The 15,355-nt window shown below is 68.2% G+C and carries 13 protein-coding genes and 1 riboswitch; of the genes, 4 read left to right on the top strand and 9 right to left on the bottom strand.

The annotated features are described in order from the left end of the window. Positions 1-250: 250 nt before the first annotated feature. From V4U86_RS21215 to V4U86_RS21205, 3 genes are all read right to left on the bottom strand, one after another. Positions 251-2,881 carry an FHA domain-containing protein gene (locus V4U86_RS21215; protein ID WP_395307886.1) on the bottom strand — a complete coding sequence of 877 codons (2,631 nt, stop codon included), beginning with the start codon at positions 2,879-2,881 and terminating at the stop codon, positions 251-253. 93 nt (positions 2,882-2,974) lie between these two features. Further along, positions 2,975-3,895, bottom strand: coding sequence for a diphosphate--fructose-6-phosphate 1-phosphotransferase (locus tag V4U86_RS21210; RefSeq protein ID WP_395307885.1), 921 nt, complete (start codon positions 3,893-3,895; stop codon positions 2,975-2,977). 3 nt (positions 3,896-3,898) lie between these two features. Then, a complete protein-coding gene (locus V4U86_RS21205; RefSeq protein WP_395307884.1) occupies positions 3,899-5,122 on the bottom strand; it encodes an NADH:flavin oxidoreductase in 1,224 nt (407 codons plus the stop codon). Between the two features lie 38 nt (positions 5,123-5,160). On the opposite strand from V4U86_RS21205, the gene V4U86_RS21200 reads away from it, so the two are divergent. Together V4U86_RS21200 and V4U86_RS21195 are read left to right on the top strand one after the other, a co-directional pair. Next, entirely contained in the window at positions 5,161-6,036 is an 876-nt protein-coding gene (locus tag V4U86_RS21200) for a bifunctional methylenetetrahydrofolate dehydrogenase/methenyltetrahydrofolate cyclohydrolase (RefSeq protein ID WP_395312144.1), read from the top strand. A 64-nt stretch (positions 6,037-6,100) separates the two neighbouring features. Beyond that, the gene (locus tag V4U86_RS21195) at positions 6,101-6,394 is read left to right on the top strand and encodes a DUF3017 domain-containing protein (RefSeq protein ID WP_395307883.1); all 294 of its coding nucleotides are present in this window, start codon (positions 6,101-6,103) and stop codon (positions 6,392-6,394) included. Position 6,395: 1 nt separating this feature from the next. Here the strand turns inward: V4U86_RS21195 and V4U86_RS21190 are convergent, their stop codons facing one another. The 4 genes from V4U86_RS21190 to V4U86_RS21175 form a co-directional block, all read right to left on the bottom strand. Further along, on the bottom strand, positions 6,396-6,863 hold the full coding sequence (locus tag V4U86_RS21190; protein ID WP_395307882.1) for a DUF4383 domain-containing protein: 468 nt from the start codon (positions 6,861-6,863) through the stop codon (positions 6,396-6,398). Positions 6,864-6,949: 86 nt separating this feature from the next. Beyond that, positions 6,950-7,681, bottom strand: a complete 732-nt coding sequence (locus tag V4U86_RS21185) for a class I SAM-dependent methyltransferase (protein ID WP_395307881.1) — start codon at positions 7,679-7,681, stop codon at positions 6,950-6,952. After that, the gene (metX, locus tag V4U86_RS21180) at positions 7,678-8,793 is read right to left on the bottom strand and encodes a homoserine O-acetyltransferase MetX (protein ID WP_395312143.1); all 1,116 of its coding nucleotides are present in this window, start codon (positions 8,791-8,793) and stop codon (positions 7,678-7,680) included. Before metX ends, V4U86_RS21185 begins: the two co-directional genes overlap by 4 nt. Before the next feature lie 23 nt (positions 8,794-8,816). Next, positions 8,817-10,154 (bottom strand): bifunctional o-acetylhomoserine/o-acetylserine sulfhydrylase, encoded by a 1,338-nt coding sequence (locus tag V4U86_RS21175; protein WP_395307880.1) that lies wholly within the window; start codon positions 10,152-10,154, stop codon positions 8,817-8,819. 148 nt (positions 10,155-10,302) lie between these two features. Then, positions 10,303-10,434, bottom strand: a riboswitch (SAM riboswitch). 265 nt (positions 10,435-10,699) lie between these two features. Here V4U86_RS21175 and V4U86_RS21170 point away from each other — a divergent pair. Next, complete coding sequence (locus V4U86_RS21170; protein ID WP_395307879.1) at positions 10,700-12,937, top strand: NADP-dependent isocitrate dehydrogenase; 2,238 nt, start codon at positions 10,700-10,702, stop codon at positions 12,935-12,937. Between the two features lie 55 nt (positions 12,938-12,992). On the opposite strand, the gene V4U86_RS21165 is transcribed toward V4U86_RS21170, so the two are convergent. Continuing rightward, positions 12,993-13,832: an alpha/beta fold hydrolase gene (locus V4U86_RS21165; protein ID WP_395307878.1), complete on the bottom strand. Its 840-nt coding sequence runs from the start codon at positions 13,830-13,832 to the stop codon at positions 12,993-12,995. 75 nt (positions 13,833-13,907) lie between these two features. Here V4U86_RS21165 and V4U86_RS21160 point away from each other — a divergent pair, with 75 nt between their 5' ends. Next, positions 13,908-14,711, top strand: coding sequence for an exodeoxyribonuclease III (locus V4U86_RS21160; protein ID WP_395307877.1), 804 nt, complete (start codon positions 13,908-13,910; stop codon positions 14,709-14,711). Here V4U86_RS21160 and V4U86_RS21155 read toward each other — a convergent pair. Further along, positions 14,681-15,322, bottom strand: coding sequence for a TIGR03086 family metal-binding protein (locus tag V4U86_RS21155; RefSeq protein WP_395307876.1), 642 nt, complete (start codon positions 15,320-15,322; stop codon positions 14,681-14,683). The two genes, V4U86_RS21160 and V4U86_RS21155, sit on opposite strands and share 31 nt — an antisense overlap. Positions 15,323-15,355 lie beyond the last annotated feature (33 nt).

Below are 15,355 nucleotides of genomic sequence, written 5' to 3'. Positions count from 1 at the left end.
CCCGACACCGCCGCTTCAGACAGATATCCCCGCGCAGATGCTTGGGCGAGATCGACGTCAGGGTCGCCAATTGCGCGCGACGAGCGGGAATTCACGACCCTGAGCTCGATCTCGGCGCGAGATTGAGCTCACGGTCGTAGAGCAGCCGGAAGCCGGGGAATCGGGGAACCCTCAGGTCGATCTCGCCCTAGGGATTCCAGAGCAATGTCCTCACACCCTGCGGCCGCGACGCGTAAGCCGCCACGACGACTCAGGCCGTCTTGAGCCGGATCTTCCAGCGCACGAACGACAGGTAGCCCACGCTCAGCAGCGCCAGCATGCCCATGTCGAACCACCAGGCCGACGCGGTGTGCTCCCAGTGCGCGTCCTTGGGGGTCAACGGGCCCGGCACGAGGTGGATCAGATCCACCGTGGAGGCCGAGGCCGCGAAACCCCACCGGGCCGGGGTGAACCAGGACAGCTGATCGAGCACGAGGCGGTCGGTCACCGGGATCATGCCGCCGGAGAACACCAGCTGGCTCATCACCGCCACCACCAGCAGCGGCATGATCTGCTCGTTGGACTTGGCCAGCGCGGACAGGGCCAGACCGACCATCGCGGCGGTCACCGTCGTCGCCGCCATCACGACGAACAGCTCCAGCGTCGGACTCAGGAAGGTCAACGAGCCCTGGGTGGGCGCGCCCTTACCGGCGATCGCGATCGCGGTGACGATCGAGGACTGGATGATGGCGAACACCGCATAGATGCAGACCTTGGCCATCAGATACGCCGTCGTCGACAACCCGACGGCCTGTTCGCGGCGGAAGATGGCGCGCTCGCCGATCAGATCGCGGACGGTCAGCGCGGTACCCATGAAGATGGCGCCGACGTTGAGCAGCACCAGCAGCTGACCCGGCTCGTTGGGGGCGTCGCCCATCGGGTCGGGCACGCCGAACCCGACGGTGCCGGGCACCGACAGCGACAGCACGCCCATGATGAACGGCAGCACCGCCAGGAACGCGAAGTAGCCGCGGTCGGAGACGATCAACCGCATCTGGCGGCGCGCGATCGTGGAGAACTGCCGGCGCACACTGGTTTTGGCCGGCTTGCCGAGGTCACCCGGCTGCTCGGAGGCTTCCGCCTGCGGCGGGGGCCCGCTGCGGGCCAGGTAGCGCTGATGCGAATCGTCGGGGTCACCGGCGACCGAGGAGAAGATGTCGGCCCAGTTGGTGGTGCCCAGTTCCGGTCCGATCTGGCTGGGCGGACCGTAGAACGCGGTCTTGCCGCCCGGGGCCAACAGCAGCACCTGATCGCAGACGTCGAGGTAGGTCAGCGAGTGCGTCACCACCAGCACCACACGCCCGGCGTCGGCGAGCTGGCGCAGCATCGTCATCACCTGGCGGTCCAGTGCGGGGTCCAGACCCGAGGTCGGCTCGTCCAGGATCAGCAGCGACGGACCGGTCAGCAACTCCAGCGCCACCGAGGCGCGCTTGCGCTGCCCACCGGAGAGCTTGTCCACCCGGGTCTCCAGGTGCTTGGTCATCTCAAGCTCTTCGAGGACCTGCAGGACGACGCGTTCGCGGTCCTCCTTGGTGGTGTCCGGGGGCAGCCGCAGCTCGGCGGCGTACATCAGGGCCTGCTTGACGGTCAGCTGACCGTGCACCACGTCGTCCTGCGGGACCATGCCGATCCGGGAGCGCAGCGAGGCGTACTCGGCGTGGATGTCGTGCCCCTCGAAGGACACCGTGCCCGAGGTCGGGTGGGTGAGGCCGGCGACCTGCTTGGCGAACGTCGACTTGCCGGCGCCGGAGGGGCCGATCACCGCGGTCAGGGTGCCCGGCCGGGCGTCGATCGAGATGTTGTTCAGCAGCGTCTTGTTGCCCTCGATGGTCCAGGTCAGACCCCGGACCTCCAGGCCACCGGTGCGGGTCGCGGCCTGGGTCTCCGACTTGCGGACCAGCGTGCCGCCGGTGAACACCAGGTCGACGTTGCCGATGGTGACCACGTCACCCTCGCGCAGCAGTGCGTCATCGACACGCTGGCCGTTGACGAAGGTGCCGTTGATGCTGCGGTTGTCGAGGATCTCGGTGCCACCGGGTCCGGTGACCAGGGTGGCGTGGTGCCGGGACGCCAGGACGTCGGGGATGACGATGTCGTTGTCGGTGGCGCGACCGATCTTGATCCCGCCCGGCGGCACCTCGGGTGCCTTCCCGGGACGCAGGATCTTGAGCATGCTCGTCGCCAGGTTGTTCTCCGACGGACGGGCCACCGCCGTCGGGCCCATGGCGGTCTGCGCCGGGTCGGCCGGCGGGATGTACATCGGCTGCGACCGGGAGGCCGGCTGCGGCGGGTAGGCCGGCCGCGGCGCGCTCGGGTACTGACCGCTCGGGTACGGATGCTGACCGGTCGGGTAGTGCGGCTGTGGGGGCGGCCCGGCCGGGTAACGCGGGGCTGGCTGCGACGGAGTGCCGCCGGTCGGCCACGCGGGCGGGGCGGGCGGCTGCGCCGGGGGCTGGGTCGGCCAGGACGCGCTGGCCCGTCCGCCCGCGGTGGGGACCGCCTCGGTCGGCGGGGGACTGCCCACCGAACCCTGGTGCCGGCCGACCTCGAAGACCAGCTGCGGACCGTCGGGATTACCGATGTTGACGTACTGGCCGTCGGTGATGTCCAGGGTCGGCACCCGCTGGCCGTTGACGTACATGCCGTTGAGGCTGCCGTTGTCGATGGCTATCCAGCGGCCCTGATCGAACCGCAGCACCAGATGCGCGCGGGATATCAGGGGGTGGGCGATGCGGACGTCGGCACGCAGATCGCGGCCGACGACGACGTCATTGCCTGCGGAGAAGGTGCGTGAGGACCCTTCGTACCTAACGGTCAGGGCGGGCGTTACAGGGCGGCTCATCGGGTCCAACTGTATCGGTAGCGCAGCGAGGGTTGCCTGGCCGCGGAGGTGTTGTGTCGTGACCGTTGCCCGGCCGAGATCGAGACGGCCCGGTCAGGCGGCCGTCGGTTCCTCCTCGGCCAGGGCGGGCACGGCCTCCTCCGGGTAGCGGTCCCACAGATCCCAGACGTCCCAGGTCTGCACAGCCCAGAACACGCCGAACAGCAGGATCAGCACCAGTTCGGCGGCGAACACCGCGTAGTGCACGTCGATGGTCAGGAAGACGATGGTGGCCGTCACGGTCAGCAGCATGAGCACGGCGATCCACGCGTAGAACCGGGCGCGCCGGGTGCGCTCGGCGGCCTTCGCGTAGCAGGCGTGGTACACCGCGACCAGGGTGATGGCCAGAAACAAGGCGGTCGCGGCGATCACGTGCACGCGATCGCGGAAGGCCGGCCAGAACAGCAGCAACCCGCCGATGAGCACCGCCCCGGCCAGCACCTTGGGCAGCCACGGCTCGATCGCGCGGAGCACCTGGGCCATCCGTTTCCAACCGGCGGGCGCCTCCGCGCAGTCGGCGCCCGCGCAGGTGGGCGGCGGCTGGCTGGGGCGCAGGCGCTCCAGCGCCAGGTACAGGGCGATGCCGGCAGCGGCCGCGACGAACAGCGCGATCATGTTGTTGGCGGTGGCGCCGAACGGGTCGGACACCGTGGGCAGCCAGGCCTCGCAGACCTCGGCGCTGCCGGTCGGGATGAGTGCCACCACGAAGGACAGGAACCCGGCGAAGTTGAGCAGCGCGTCCTCGCCGAGCCGGCTGCCCTGGTAGACGATCAGGCAACTGCCCATCGCGCACAGGGCGGCGACGAACACGGCGTGTGTGCGGGTGTAGAAGAACGCGCTGATCGAATCCTGCAGGCAGGTGTGCGCCCAGGTCAGACCCAGCGACACCAGCAGGAACACCACCAGGGCGACCAGCCCGACCCGGACGTAGCGGTAGGTCACCGCCGCGTCTTCCGCCGTGCTGCGCACGTCCATGACCTACACGGTGAGCGTGTCCGGCGCTCCGGTCAACACACAGTGGGTGTGGCTGTAGATGGTCGGCATGCATTTGTTGCAGTGGTCGCAGATCGACTTGACCGTGTGCGCCTGTCCGTCGGCCTTGATCCGGTTGATCAGGTCCGGCTCGGCCAGCAGGGCCCGGCCCATCGCGACGAACTCGAAGCCCTCGGCCATCGCCCGGTCCATGGTCTCGCGATTGGTGATGCCGCCCAGCAGGATCAGCGGCATCTTCAGCTCGGCCCGGAACTTGCGGGCCAGATCCAGCAGATAGGCCTCCCGGTACGGGTAATCGCGCAGGAACTTCCGGCCGGTCATCCGCATGCCCCAGCTGATCGGCGGTTTGAACGCCCCGGCGAACTCCTTGAGCGGGACCTCGCCGTGGAACAGGTACATCGGGTTGACCAGCGAGCTGCCCGCGGTGAGTTCCAGGGCGTCCAGCCCGCCGTCCTCCTCCAGCCACTTGGCGGTCTGCAGCGCCTCGTGGACCGGGATGCCGCCGCGGATGCCGTCGGTCATGGTGAGTTTGGCGATGACGGCGATCTTCTTGTCGCCGTAGCTGTCCACGGCGTCGCGCACCGCGCGCACCGCACCGCGGGCCACCTTGGCGCGGTTCTCCAGCGAACCGCCGAACTCGTCGCGGCGCTGGTTGATCAGCGGGGACAGGAACGAACTGGCCAGGTAGTTGTGGCCGAGGTGGATCTCCACCGCGTCGAACCCGGAGTCGATGGCCAGCCGGGCGGCGTTGGCGTGCGCCTCGGTGACCTCGCGGATGTCCTCGGCGGTGGCCTTCTTGGCGAACCGCATGGACAGCGGGTTGAAGAACCGCACCGGCGCCAGCGCCTTGGCCTTGTTGGTCCGCGAGTTGGCCACCGGGCCGGCGTGGCCGATCTGGGCGCTGATCGCCGCGCCCTCGGCGTGCACGGCCTCGGTCAGCCGGGTCAGTCCGGGTACCGCCTCCGGGCGCATCCAGAGCTGCCAGCCGTCGGTGCGCCCGCCCGGAGCCACCGCGCAGTAGGCGACCGTGGACATGCCCACCCCACCCGCGGCGGGCAGCTGGTGGTATTTGATCAGGTCATCGGTGACCAGGGCGTTCGGGGTGGATGCCTCGAACGTCGCGGCCTTGATAATGCGGTTGCGCAGGGTCACCGGGCCGAGCTTGGCCTCGCCAAACACATCGGTGAACACTTCTGGCTGGGTGTTCATAATCGTTAGCCTGCCATGCGGGTGGAATGATGGCTCCCGTGGGAGCGAGCACACTCGACGGTAAGGCCACCCGGGACGAGATTCTGAGCGATCTCAAGGATCGGGTGGCGAAATTGACGGCCGCGGGCCGCACGCCCGGTTTGGGCACCATCCTGGTCGGTGACGACCCGGGATCGCAGGCCTATGTCCGCGGCAAGCACGCCGACTGCGCGAAGGTGGGCATCACCTCGATCCGCCGCGACCTGCCCGCCGACATCAGCCAGGCCACCCTGGACGAGACCATCGACGAACTCAACGCCAACCCCGAGTGCACCGGCTACATCGTGCAGTTGCCGCTGCCCAAGCACCTGGACGAGAACGCCGCACTGGAACGGATCGACCCGGACAAGGACGCCGACGGGCTGCACCCGACCAACCTCGGCCGGTTGGTGCTCGGTAAGGAGGCCGCGCTGCCGTGCACGCCGCGCGGCATCGCGCACCTGTTGCGTCGCTTCGACGTTCCCATCGCCGGCGCGCACGTGGTGGTGATCGGCCGCGGCGTCACGGTCGGCCGGCCGCTCGGGCTGCTGCTGACCCGCCGGTCGGAGAACGCGACAGTGACGTTGTGCCACACCGGAACCCGGAATCTCGCCGAGCTGACCCGCCAAGCCGATATCATCGTCGCCGCGGTCGGTGTGCCGTACATGGTGACCGCCGACATGGTGAAGCCCGGCGCGGCCGTGGTCGACGTCGGCGTCAGCCGGGTGGAGGGCAAGCTCACCGGCGACGTCGCCCCGGACGTCTGGGATGTCGCCGGGCACGTGTCGCCGAATCCCGGCGGGGTGGGCCCGTTGACCCGGGCGTTCCTGCTGACGAACGTGGTGGAGCGCGCGGAGCGTGATCTCGGGCGATCCGCACGTGACGGCGACGAGTAGATGACACCGATGAGCGCTTGCGCGAGGAGTAGATGCCGCCGATGAGCGCTTGCGCGAAGAGCACATGACACCGAAAGAGTTCGCCCGCAAGGTGTTTGCCGGGCAGTGGCCGATCCTGGTGGTCGGGCTGATCCTGATCGCCGCTCTCGGCCTGGTGATCGCCGGGTACTGGCGCCGCGGTGCACTGGTCATGGGTATCGCGGTCGGGGTCGCGGCGGTGATGCGGCTGACGCTCTCGGACGAACGGGCCGGCCTGTTGGCAATCCGTTCCCGCACAATCGACTTCGCCACCACCGCGACCGTCAGCGCGACGGTGCTCTACATTGCCTGGACGATCGACCCGCTGGGCACGTCCTGAATCACACCGGGTCGGGGCGGGCCGTCATCCGTCCCAGCGCCAGGCCGGAACCGAGCATCGCCGCGGCCAGGCCGAGGTGCAGCCAGTTGACGGCGCCGTTGACCGGAACCACGTTCAGCGGGCCGCGGTGGTCGATCAGGACGCCGTAGAGCCAGAGCGCGGAGCACAGCACGCCACCGCAGACCAGGTAGACCCGGGCGGTGCCCGGCGCCCGCGCGAGCACCAGACCGGCGATCCCGGCAGCGATGTGCGCGGTGTTGTGCAGCACCGAGACGGCGAAGAGGTCCAGTAGCAGCGCACCCGAATGCGGGCCCGCCCATTCGAGCCGGTCGAAACCGGTGGTGATGCCGGGGATGAAGCCCGCGAGGCCGATCAACAGGAACACCGCGCCGATCACCATGGCGGCCATCTGCACCATCGGGGCGGTTTCACCGGCTTCGGCAAGATGGTCGTGCCCGGGCTTCGTCATGGGGCGGGGCCTCTCGTAGATCTCCGATCTACTACCCATTCCGGGCAACGGTTATTCCGTTTGCTGAATCAGGCCCTGTGTGGGCGTCAGGCCAGCGTCGCCCGGATTCCCACGGTGATGTACGGCAGCGCCAGACCGGTGCTGTTGGCCAGTGCCGGATGGGTCGCCAGCAATTCCCTGACCTTCTCCAGCGTGCGGGTGCGCACCGCGGTCGGGGAGGTGATGCAGTAACTGCGGGAGGCCACCAGATCGATCAGGGCCTGCGGGGTCAGGTAGCTGGTCCACTCGACGTGGCTGCGTTCCAGGTCGGTGAACGGTGCGGCCAGGGTGACCTCGTCGTTGAGCGGGTCGTGCTCGTGGCCGATGATGGCGCCGAGATCCTTGACCCAGCCCATCCGTTCATCGCGGGTGTTCCACACCAGCCCGAGCCGGCCGCCTGGGCGCAGCACCCGGGCGATCTCCCGGGTCGCGCGCTGCGGGTCGAACCAGTGCCAGGCCTGGGCCACCACGACCGCATCGACGCTGTCGTCGGGCAACGGGATCTCTTCGGCGGTGCCCAGCAGCGCCGGGGTTTGGGGCAGCGAACGGCTGAGGACCTCGAGCATCTCCGGAATGGGGTCCACCGCGACCACGTCCAGGCCGCGCTCGACGAGCCGCACGGTCAGCTTTCCGGTGCCGGCACCCAGGTCCAGCACCCGCTGGGCGTCCGGCGGGAGCAACCAGTCGATGGCCTCCGGCGGATAGGACGGGCGCCCGCGCTCGTAGGCGGCCGCCTCTTCACCGAAGGACAGGGACCGTTGCTGATTCGACTGGCTCACCGGGACGCGATCTCCAGGGTCTGCCGGATCAGCGGGGCCACCGCGTCGGTCTCCACCAGGAACCCGTCGTGACCGTAGATGGAGTCGACGACGCTGAGTTCGGCGCAACCGGGCAGCAGGTCGGCCAGTTCCTGCTGCTGGCGCAGCGGATAGAGCCGATCGGAGGTGATGCCGCCGACCAGCACGGGAACCGGACAACCGGCCAGTGCGGCAGCCACCCCGCCGCGGCCCCGGCCGACGTCATGACTGCTCAGTGCGTCGGTCAGCGCGACGTAGGTGCCGGCGTCGAACCGCGAGACCAGCTTGCCGCCCTGGTGCTCCAGGTAGCTCTGCACCGCGTAGCGGCCACCGTTGGTCGGGTCCTCGTTGCCCTGGGCGTCGTTGGCGAACCGCGAATCCAGTTCGGCCTCGCCGCGGTAGGTGAGATGGGCGATCCGGCGCGCGATCTCCAGACCCGACGCCGGAGTGCGTCCGGTGTCGTAGTAGTCGCCGCCGTTCCAGTCCGGATCGGCTTTGATCGCGGCGACCTGGGTGCTCTGGGTGCCGATCTGGTCGGCGGTGGCACGCGCCCCCACTGCCAGGATCAGCCCGGCGCGCACGGTGTCGGGATGCCCGACGATCCACTCCAGCGCCCGTGCCCCGCCCATCGAACCGCCGATCACCGCGGCGACTCGGGTGATGCCGAGCGCGGCCAGCGCGGCCAGATCCGCATTCACCTGGTCCCGGATGGTGATGGCGGGGAACCTTGAGCCCCAGGCCTTTCCGTCCGGCGCGATCGAGCTGGGCCCGGTCGAGCCGCGGCAGCCGCCGAGGGCGTTGGTGGCAATGGCGCACCAGCGGCCGGTGTCGATGGTCGCGCCGGGACCGGCCACACCGTCCCACCATCCCGGGGTCGGGTGGTCGGGGCCGGCCGGGCCGGTGATGTGCGAATCGCCGGTGAGGGCGTGCAGCACCATGACCACGTTGTCGCGCTCGGCAGACAGTTCACCCCAGCGCTGGAACGCGATCGACACCTGGTCGATGACCACGCCGCTCTCCAGCGTCAAGGCGCCGATGTCGACGACCCCGATCTCACCTTCAGCGGGCAGGGTCGACGGCACGTCGCTCAGTATGTCGAAAGTCGTCACGGCTGCGCTCAGACCGACTCGACCGTCTGCCCGGTGCCGGCGAAGGCCCTCGCCGCGGCGAAGCCCTGATCCAGGTCGGCCAGGATGTCGCCGATTCCCTCGATGCCGACCGCCAGCCGGACCAGGCCGGGGGTGACGCCGGTGGTGAGTTGCTCCTCCGGGGTGAGCTGCGCGTGGGTGGTCGACGCCGGGTGGATCACCAGCGAACGGACGTCGCCGATGTTGGCGACATGGCTGTGCAGGGTCAGCGCGTTGACGAATGCCTTGCCGGCCTCGATGCCGCCGGCCAGCTCGAAGGCCAGCACCGCGCCGGTGCCCTTGGGGGCGATCTTGCGGCCCAGCTCGTACCAGGGGGAGGTGGGCAGTCCGGCGTAGTTGACCGAGACGACCTCGTCGCGGCCGGACAGGTACTCGGCCACCTTGACCGCGTTGGACACGTGCCGCTCGACGCGCAGCGACAGCGTCTCCAGACCCTGGGCGATCAGGAAGGCGTTGAACGGCGAGAGTGAGGATCCGAGGTCGCGCAGCAGTTGCACGCGGGCCTTGAGTGCAAAGGCCGGCGGGCCGAGCTCGGCGAACACCACGCCGTGGTAGCTGGGGTCCGGCTCGGTGAATCCGGGGTGCCGGCCCTGGGTCCAGTCGAAGTTCCCGCCGTCGACGATCACCCCGGCGATCGCCGAACCGTGGCCGCCCAGGTACTTGGTCGCCGAGTGCACCACGATGTCGGCGCCGTGCGCGATCGGCTGGATCAGGTACGGGGTGGCGATGGTGTTGTCGACGATCAGTGGGACGCCGTGTTGATGAGCTACTTCTGCCACCGAGGGAATGTCGAGCACATCGATCTGCGGGTTGGAGATGGTCTCGGCGAAGAACGCCTTGGTGTTCGGCCGCACCGCGGCCCGCCAGCTGTCCGGGTCGTCGGGATTGTCGACGAAGCTGACCTCGATACCGAGCTTGGGCAGCGTGTAGTGGAACAGGTTGTAGGTGCCGCCGTAGAGCCGGGGCGAGGATACGACGTGATCTCCCGCACCGGCGATATTCAGGATCGCGAAGGTCTCGGCGGCCTGCCCGGAGGACAGGAACAGCGCCGCGACCCCACCCTCGAGAGCGGCCACCCGCTGTTCGATGACATCGGTGGTCGGGTTGCCGATCCGGGTGTAGATGTTGCCGGTCTCCTGCAGCCCGAACAGCGCCGCGGCGTGTGCGGTGTTATCGAAGGTGTAGGAGGTGGTCTGGTAGATCGGCAGCGCGCGGGCGTTGGTCGCGGCGTCGGGCGTCTGGCCGGCGTGCACCTGTTTGGTCTCGAAGGACCAGGTTGCCTGGGGATCGGTGTCCGGGTTGGTCATGTGGTTTCTCCTGCGAACGTCGGATGTGGTCTGGTACCGGAAGCGGCGCTTCGTCAGATGACGACAGCGCCGCGCGATCGGTTCACGGACAACAACGCATGGTCGGCCTCCATCAGGTTTCCCTGTCTCCTGGGGGTCCGATCCGACGGACCCGCGCTTGCCTTACAGCCGATCGGAAGTTTCCCGACGCCTGCTCAACCTGGTCTTCACCCGGAGCACCCCACCGCGGTTGGAGGGTTGCCGGCCAGCAAGCCGGGGCTCGATGCTGGCACTCATGACCGGTACAAAGCCTAGCTCACGACGTTGACCTGGTGCCACCCGGTTCTCGCCAGGTGTCGCAACTGCGAAAAAAATTACCGGCCGGTAGTCAAAGCTGGCCCGTCGCGCGTGCAACGGTCCTTGTAGTGTTGCCTCCGAGGACAGACCGGTGACCGCCATCAGAACGGTCGAGGACTGCCCACTGGTGCGGAAATCGCCGTTGTCGGACACCCCGGCAGGGGCCGATTTTCGCTGCAACTGACCGACATTGAGGCCGGGAGACCCTTATGAGCGCCGAGCAGCCGACCATCATCTACACCCTGACCGACGAGGCACCGCTGCTGGCGACCTATGCCTTCCTGCCGATCATCCAGACGTTCGCCGGAGCGGCCGGCATCGATGTGAAGACCAGCGACATCTCCGTCGCGGCCCGCATTCTGGCCGAGTTCAGCGATTACCTGAGCGATGAGCAGAAGGTGCCCGACAACCTGGCCGCGCTCGGCGAGCTGACCCAGGATCCGTCTGCCAACATCATCAAGCTGCCCAACATCAGCGCCTCGGTGCCCCAGCTGCTGGCCGCCATCAAGGAACTCAAGAGCAAGGGCTACGACCTGCCCGAATTCCCGGGCGACCCGAAGACCGACGAGGAAAAAGAGATCCGCCAGCGGTACGGCAAGATCCTGGGCAGCGCGGTGAACCCGGTGCTGCGCGAGGGTAACTCGGACCGCCGCGCGCCCAACGCGGTCAAGGAGTACGCCCGCAAGCACCCGCACAGCATGGGTGCCTGGTCGCAGGCCTCCCGCACGCACGTCGCCACCATGAAGACCGGCGATTTCTACCACGGCGAGAAGTCGATGACGCTGGACAAGGCGCGCAATGTGCGGATGGAGCTGGTCACCGCGGCCGGCCCGACGATCGTGCTCAAGCCCGAGGTCAAGCTCGACGAGGGCGATGTCATCGACAGCATGTACATGAGCAAGAAGGCTCTCATCGCGTTCTACGAGGAGCAGATCGAGGACGCCTACAAGACCGGCGTGATGTTCTCCCTGCACGTCAAGGCCACCATGATGAAGGTCAGTCACCCCATCGTGTTCGGGCACGCGGTGAAGGTGTTCTACAAGGACGCCTTCGCCAAGCACGGCAAGCTCTTCGACGAGCTGGGCGTCAACGTCAACAACGGCCTGTCCGACCTGTACGACAAGATCGAGGCGCTGCCCGCCTCGCAGCGCGAGGAGATCATCAACGATCTGCACGCCTGCCACGAGCACCGGCCGGAACTCGCGATGGTCGATTCCGCGAAGGGCATCTCCAACTTCCACTCGCCGTCCGACGTCATCGTCGACGCTTCGATGCCGGCGATGATCCGGCTCGGCGGCAAGATGTACGGCGCCGACGGCCGCACCAAGGACACCAAGGCCGTCAACCCGGAGTCGACGTTCTCCCGGATGTACCAGGAGGTCATCAACTTCTGCAAGACGCACGGCCAGTTCGACCCCACCACCATGGGTACCGTGCCGAATGTCGGCCTGATGGCGCAGAAGGCCGAGGAGTACGGCAGCCACGACAAGACCTTCGAGATCCCCGAGCCCGGTTACGCCCGGATCGTCGACAACGACTCGAGCGAGGTGCTGTTGAGCCAGGAGGTCGAGGAGGGCGACATCTGGCGTATGCCGATCGTCAAGGACGCCCCGATCCGGGACTGGGTCAAGCTGGCCGTAACCCGCGCCCGGCTGTCCGGGATGCCGGTGGTGTTCTGGCTGGACGACGAGCGTCCGCACGAGAACGAGCTGCGCAAGAAGGTCAAGACCTACCTGGCCGACCACGACACCGAGGGCCTGGAGATCACGATCTTGCCGCAGGTGTGGGCCATGCGGTACACGCTGGAGCGCGTCATCCGCGGCAAGGACACCATCGCCGCGACCGGCAACATCCTGCGCGACTACCTGACCGACCTGTTCCCGATCCTGGAGCTGGGCACCAGCGCAAAGATGCTCTCCATCGTGCCGTTGATGGCCGGTGGTGGGCTGTACGAGACCGGTGCCGGTGGTTCGGCGCCCAAGCATGTCAGCCAGCTGATCGAGGAGAATCATCTGCGCTGGGATTCACTGGGTGAGTTCCTGGCCATCGGCGCCAGCCTGGAGGACCTGGGCAACAAGACCGACAACGCCAAGGCCAAGGTGCTCGCCGACACGCTGGACACTGCCGTCGGAAAGCTGTTGGACGAGAACAAGTCTCCGTCCCGCAAGACCGGCGAGCTGGACAACCGCGGCAGCCAGTTCTACCTGTCGCTGTACTGGGCGCAGGCGCTCGCCGCGCAGTCCGAGGACTCCGAACTCGCGCAGTACTTCGCGCCGCTGGCCAAGTCGCTGGCCGAGAACGAGGCGACCATCGTCTCCGAGCTCAACTCGGTTCAGGGGGCCCACGCCGAGATCGGTGGGTACTACTACCCGGATCCGGAGAAGACGGCGACCGTGATGCGTCCGTCCAAGACGTTCAACGCCACCCTGGAAAAGGCGAAGAGCTAGCCGCCTCCGCCGGGACTACGGGTTGTGTCGCGATGCCGTAGTCTCGGCGAGCCGGTCAGCCGGCCGGCGGCGCAGCGCGCTCGGGACCGGTGTGCCGGTCGACGAACTCGGTGATCAGTTCGGTGATCACCCCGGGCGCCTCGAGCATCGGGATGTGCCCGAGTCCCGGCAGGCGGGTGACCGTCGCGTCGGTCGGCAGATGCTCGATGAAGTACTTTGTGCCGCGCGGGCTCGGGAAGACCCGGTCCTTCTCGCACAGCACCAGATGAGTGGGCACCCCGACCTGGGCCAGTTCCAGTAGGCCGGGCAGCCGCAGTGTCTTGATCATCAACTGCGCGTAGGCCGTGCAGTGCGTGGCGTCCTCGACCAGGGCCACCAGATCGGCGCGGCTGGGTCCGTCGGCCGGGCCGCTGACCGGCAGGGTGGCGATCCGGGTGGCGAACGGCAGGTCGAGGATGCGCGGACCGATCAGCCGGGCCGCGAGCAGGGTCGGGCCGCCTAGCAGGAACTTCAGCACGGTCTCGTATTTGGTGGGGGAGTGCCGACCCCATCCGCCCGCGGGCGCGATGGCGGTCAGGGTGCGGGCCCGGCCGCGGCGCTCCAGCTCGAAGGCCACCCAGCCGCCGAGCGAGTTGCCGACGATGTGCGCAGTGTCCCAGCCGATCTGGTCCATCCGGCGTTCGACGTCGTCGACCAGTGTGGCGGTGTCCAGCAGCCAGGTTCCGGCCCGGGCGCCGCCGTGGTGGCCGACCATGGTGGGTGCCAGCACCTCGAATCGGCCGGTGTCGGCCAGTTGATCGGCCACCGTCCGCCAGACGTTCTGGGAGCACAGAAACGGGTGCAGCATCAGGACCGGTTCACCCGATCCGCGGTGAATGGGTGCACGTTGGGTCATGGTGCCCGACGTTAAGGCGGTACCGCCGGTACTGCAAGGGTTGCTGGTCAGTGGGGTCGGCTAGGGTCGTCCTCCGTGATCGTCACCACCGTCAATGTCAACGGCATCCGCGCAGCGGTCAAGCAGCGGTCCACGGAGAACCTCGGGTTGCTGCCGTGGCTGAAGGAGAGCGCGGCCGACATCGTCTGTCTGCAGGAGACCCGCGCCGACGACGAGCAGCTTGCGGACGCGCTCGCGCCGGCGCTGGCCGATGGTTGGCACCTGGCAGCCGCCGCACCGCATGTGAAGGGACGCAACGGGGTTGCCGTGCTGTCGCGCACCCCGTTCGACGCGGTGCGGATCGGTTCGGGCGCTGAGGAATTCGCGACGCACGGCCGCTACATCGAGGTCGACACCGCCGGTCTCACGGTGGCCAGCGTGTACCTGCCCACCGGTGAGGCCGAGACCGATCGGCAGCTGGAGAAGGAACGCTTCATGGCCGCGGTGCAGGTGCGGATGGCCGAACTGCTGCTTGTCGGCCGCGACGCCGTGTTGTGCGGCGACTGGAACATCGCACACACGGAACGGGACATCAAGAACTGGAAGGGCAACGTCAAGAAGGCCGGTTTCCTGCCCGGTGAGCGGCAGTGGCTGACCGATCTGATGGCGACCGGCTGGGTGGATGTGGTGCGTGCACTGCACCCCGACGTCGAGGGCGGCCCGTACAGCTGGTGGTCCTGGCGCGGCAAGGCCTTCGACAACGATGCCGGCTGGCGCATCGACTATCACCTGGCCAGCCCCGCGCTGGCGGCCCGGGCGGTGTCGGCCAACGTCGACCGGGCCGAGCTGTACGCGCTGCGCTGGTCCGATCACGCCCCGGTCAACGTCGAGTTCTCCTGAGCCGACCACTCCGGCCGCCTGCCCAGGTGTGCCAGTAGCGTGCCGAGATCTGTTGTGCCGGTGGCCTCCACAGCGTGCCCGAAGGGTGCGTTCGCGGCGTCTCTGGACTCGTCGTCGGGGATGCCCAGCACGATCGGCAACGCCGCGGCGACCACCTCGTCGGGCAGCCGGAACACCACGCCGAGGCTGGCGGCGACGTCCCAGCCGTGCACGACATAGTCCACGAAATGCATGGCCCTGGCGATCGAGCCGAGCACCGTTGCGTTCGGGCCGAATTCGGGTAGGGCGCAGACGGCGTCGTCGATTCGATCGATGCTGAATGCCTCGAGCACCTCTCGGGCAGCAGCGGTGTAGGTGTCCACCGGGTCGGCCCGCACCTGCGCGCCGGCCGTCTTGGGATCCCAGATCCGGGCGTCGACGCCGTTGCCGCGAATCGCGGCCGCGAACCCGCGGTGCTGGACGGTCATGTGGGCGAGCAGGTCTGCCACCGTCCACCCCGCGCACGGAGTGGGCCGATCCAGGTCGGCTGTGGTGACCGACTCGACGACGGCGACGGACTGCAGGACGGCGGTGCGGTGTAGCGGTGCAATGTCCACGGAGTTAATGTGCATGCGCCTATGATAGGCACGAGCATATGGTTTGAC

Source organism: Mycobacterium sp. AMU20-3851 (assembly GCF_043974665.1).
Taxonomy (GTDB): Bacteria; Actinomycetota; Actinomycetes; order Mycobacteriales; family Mycobacteriaceae; genus Mycobacterium.
The sequence above is the reverse complement of the archived record's forward strand: the minus strand, read 5'-3'. Positions and strand labels throughout refer to the sequence as shown.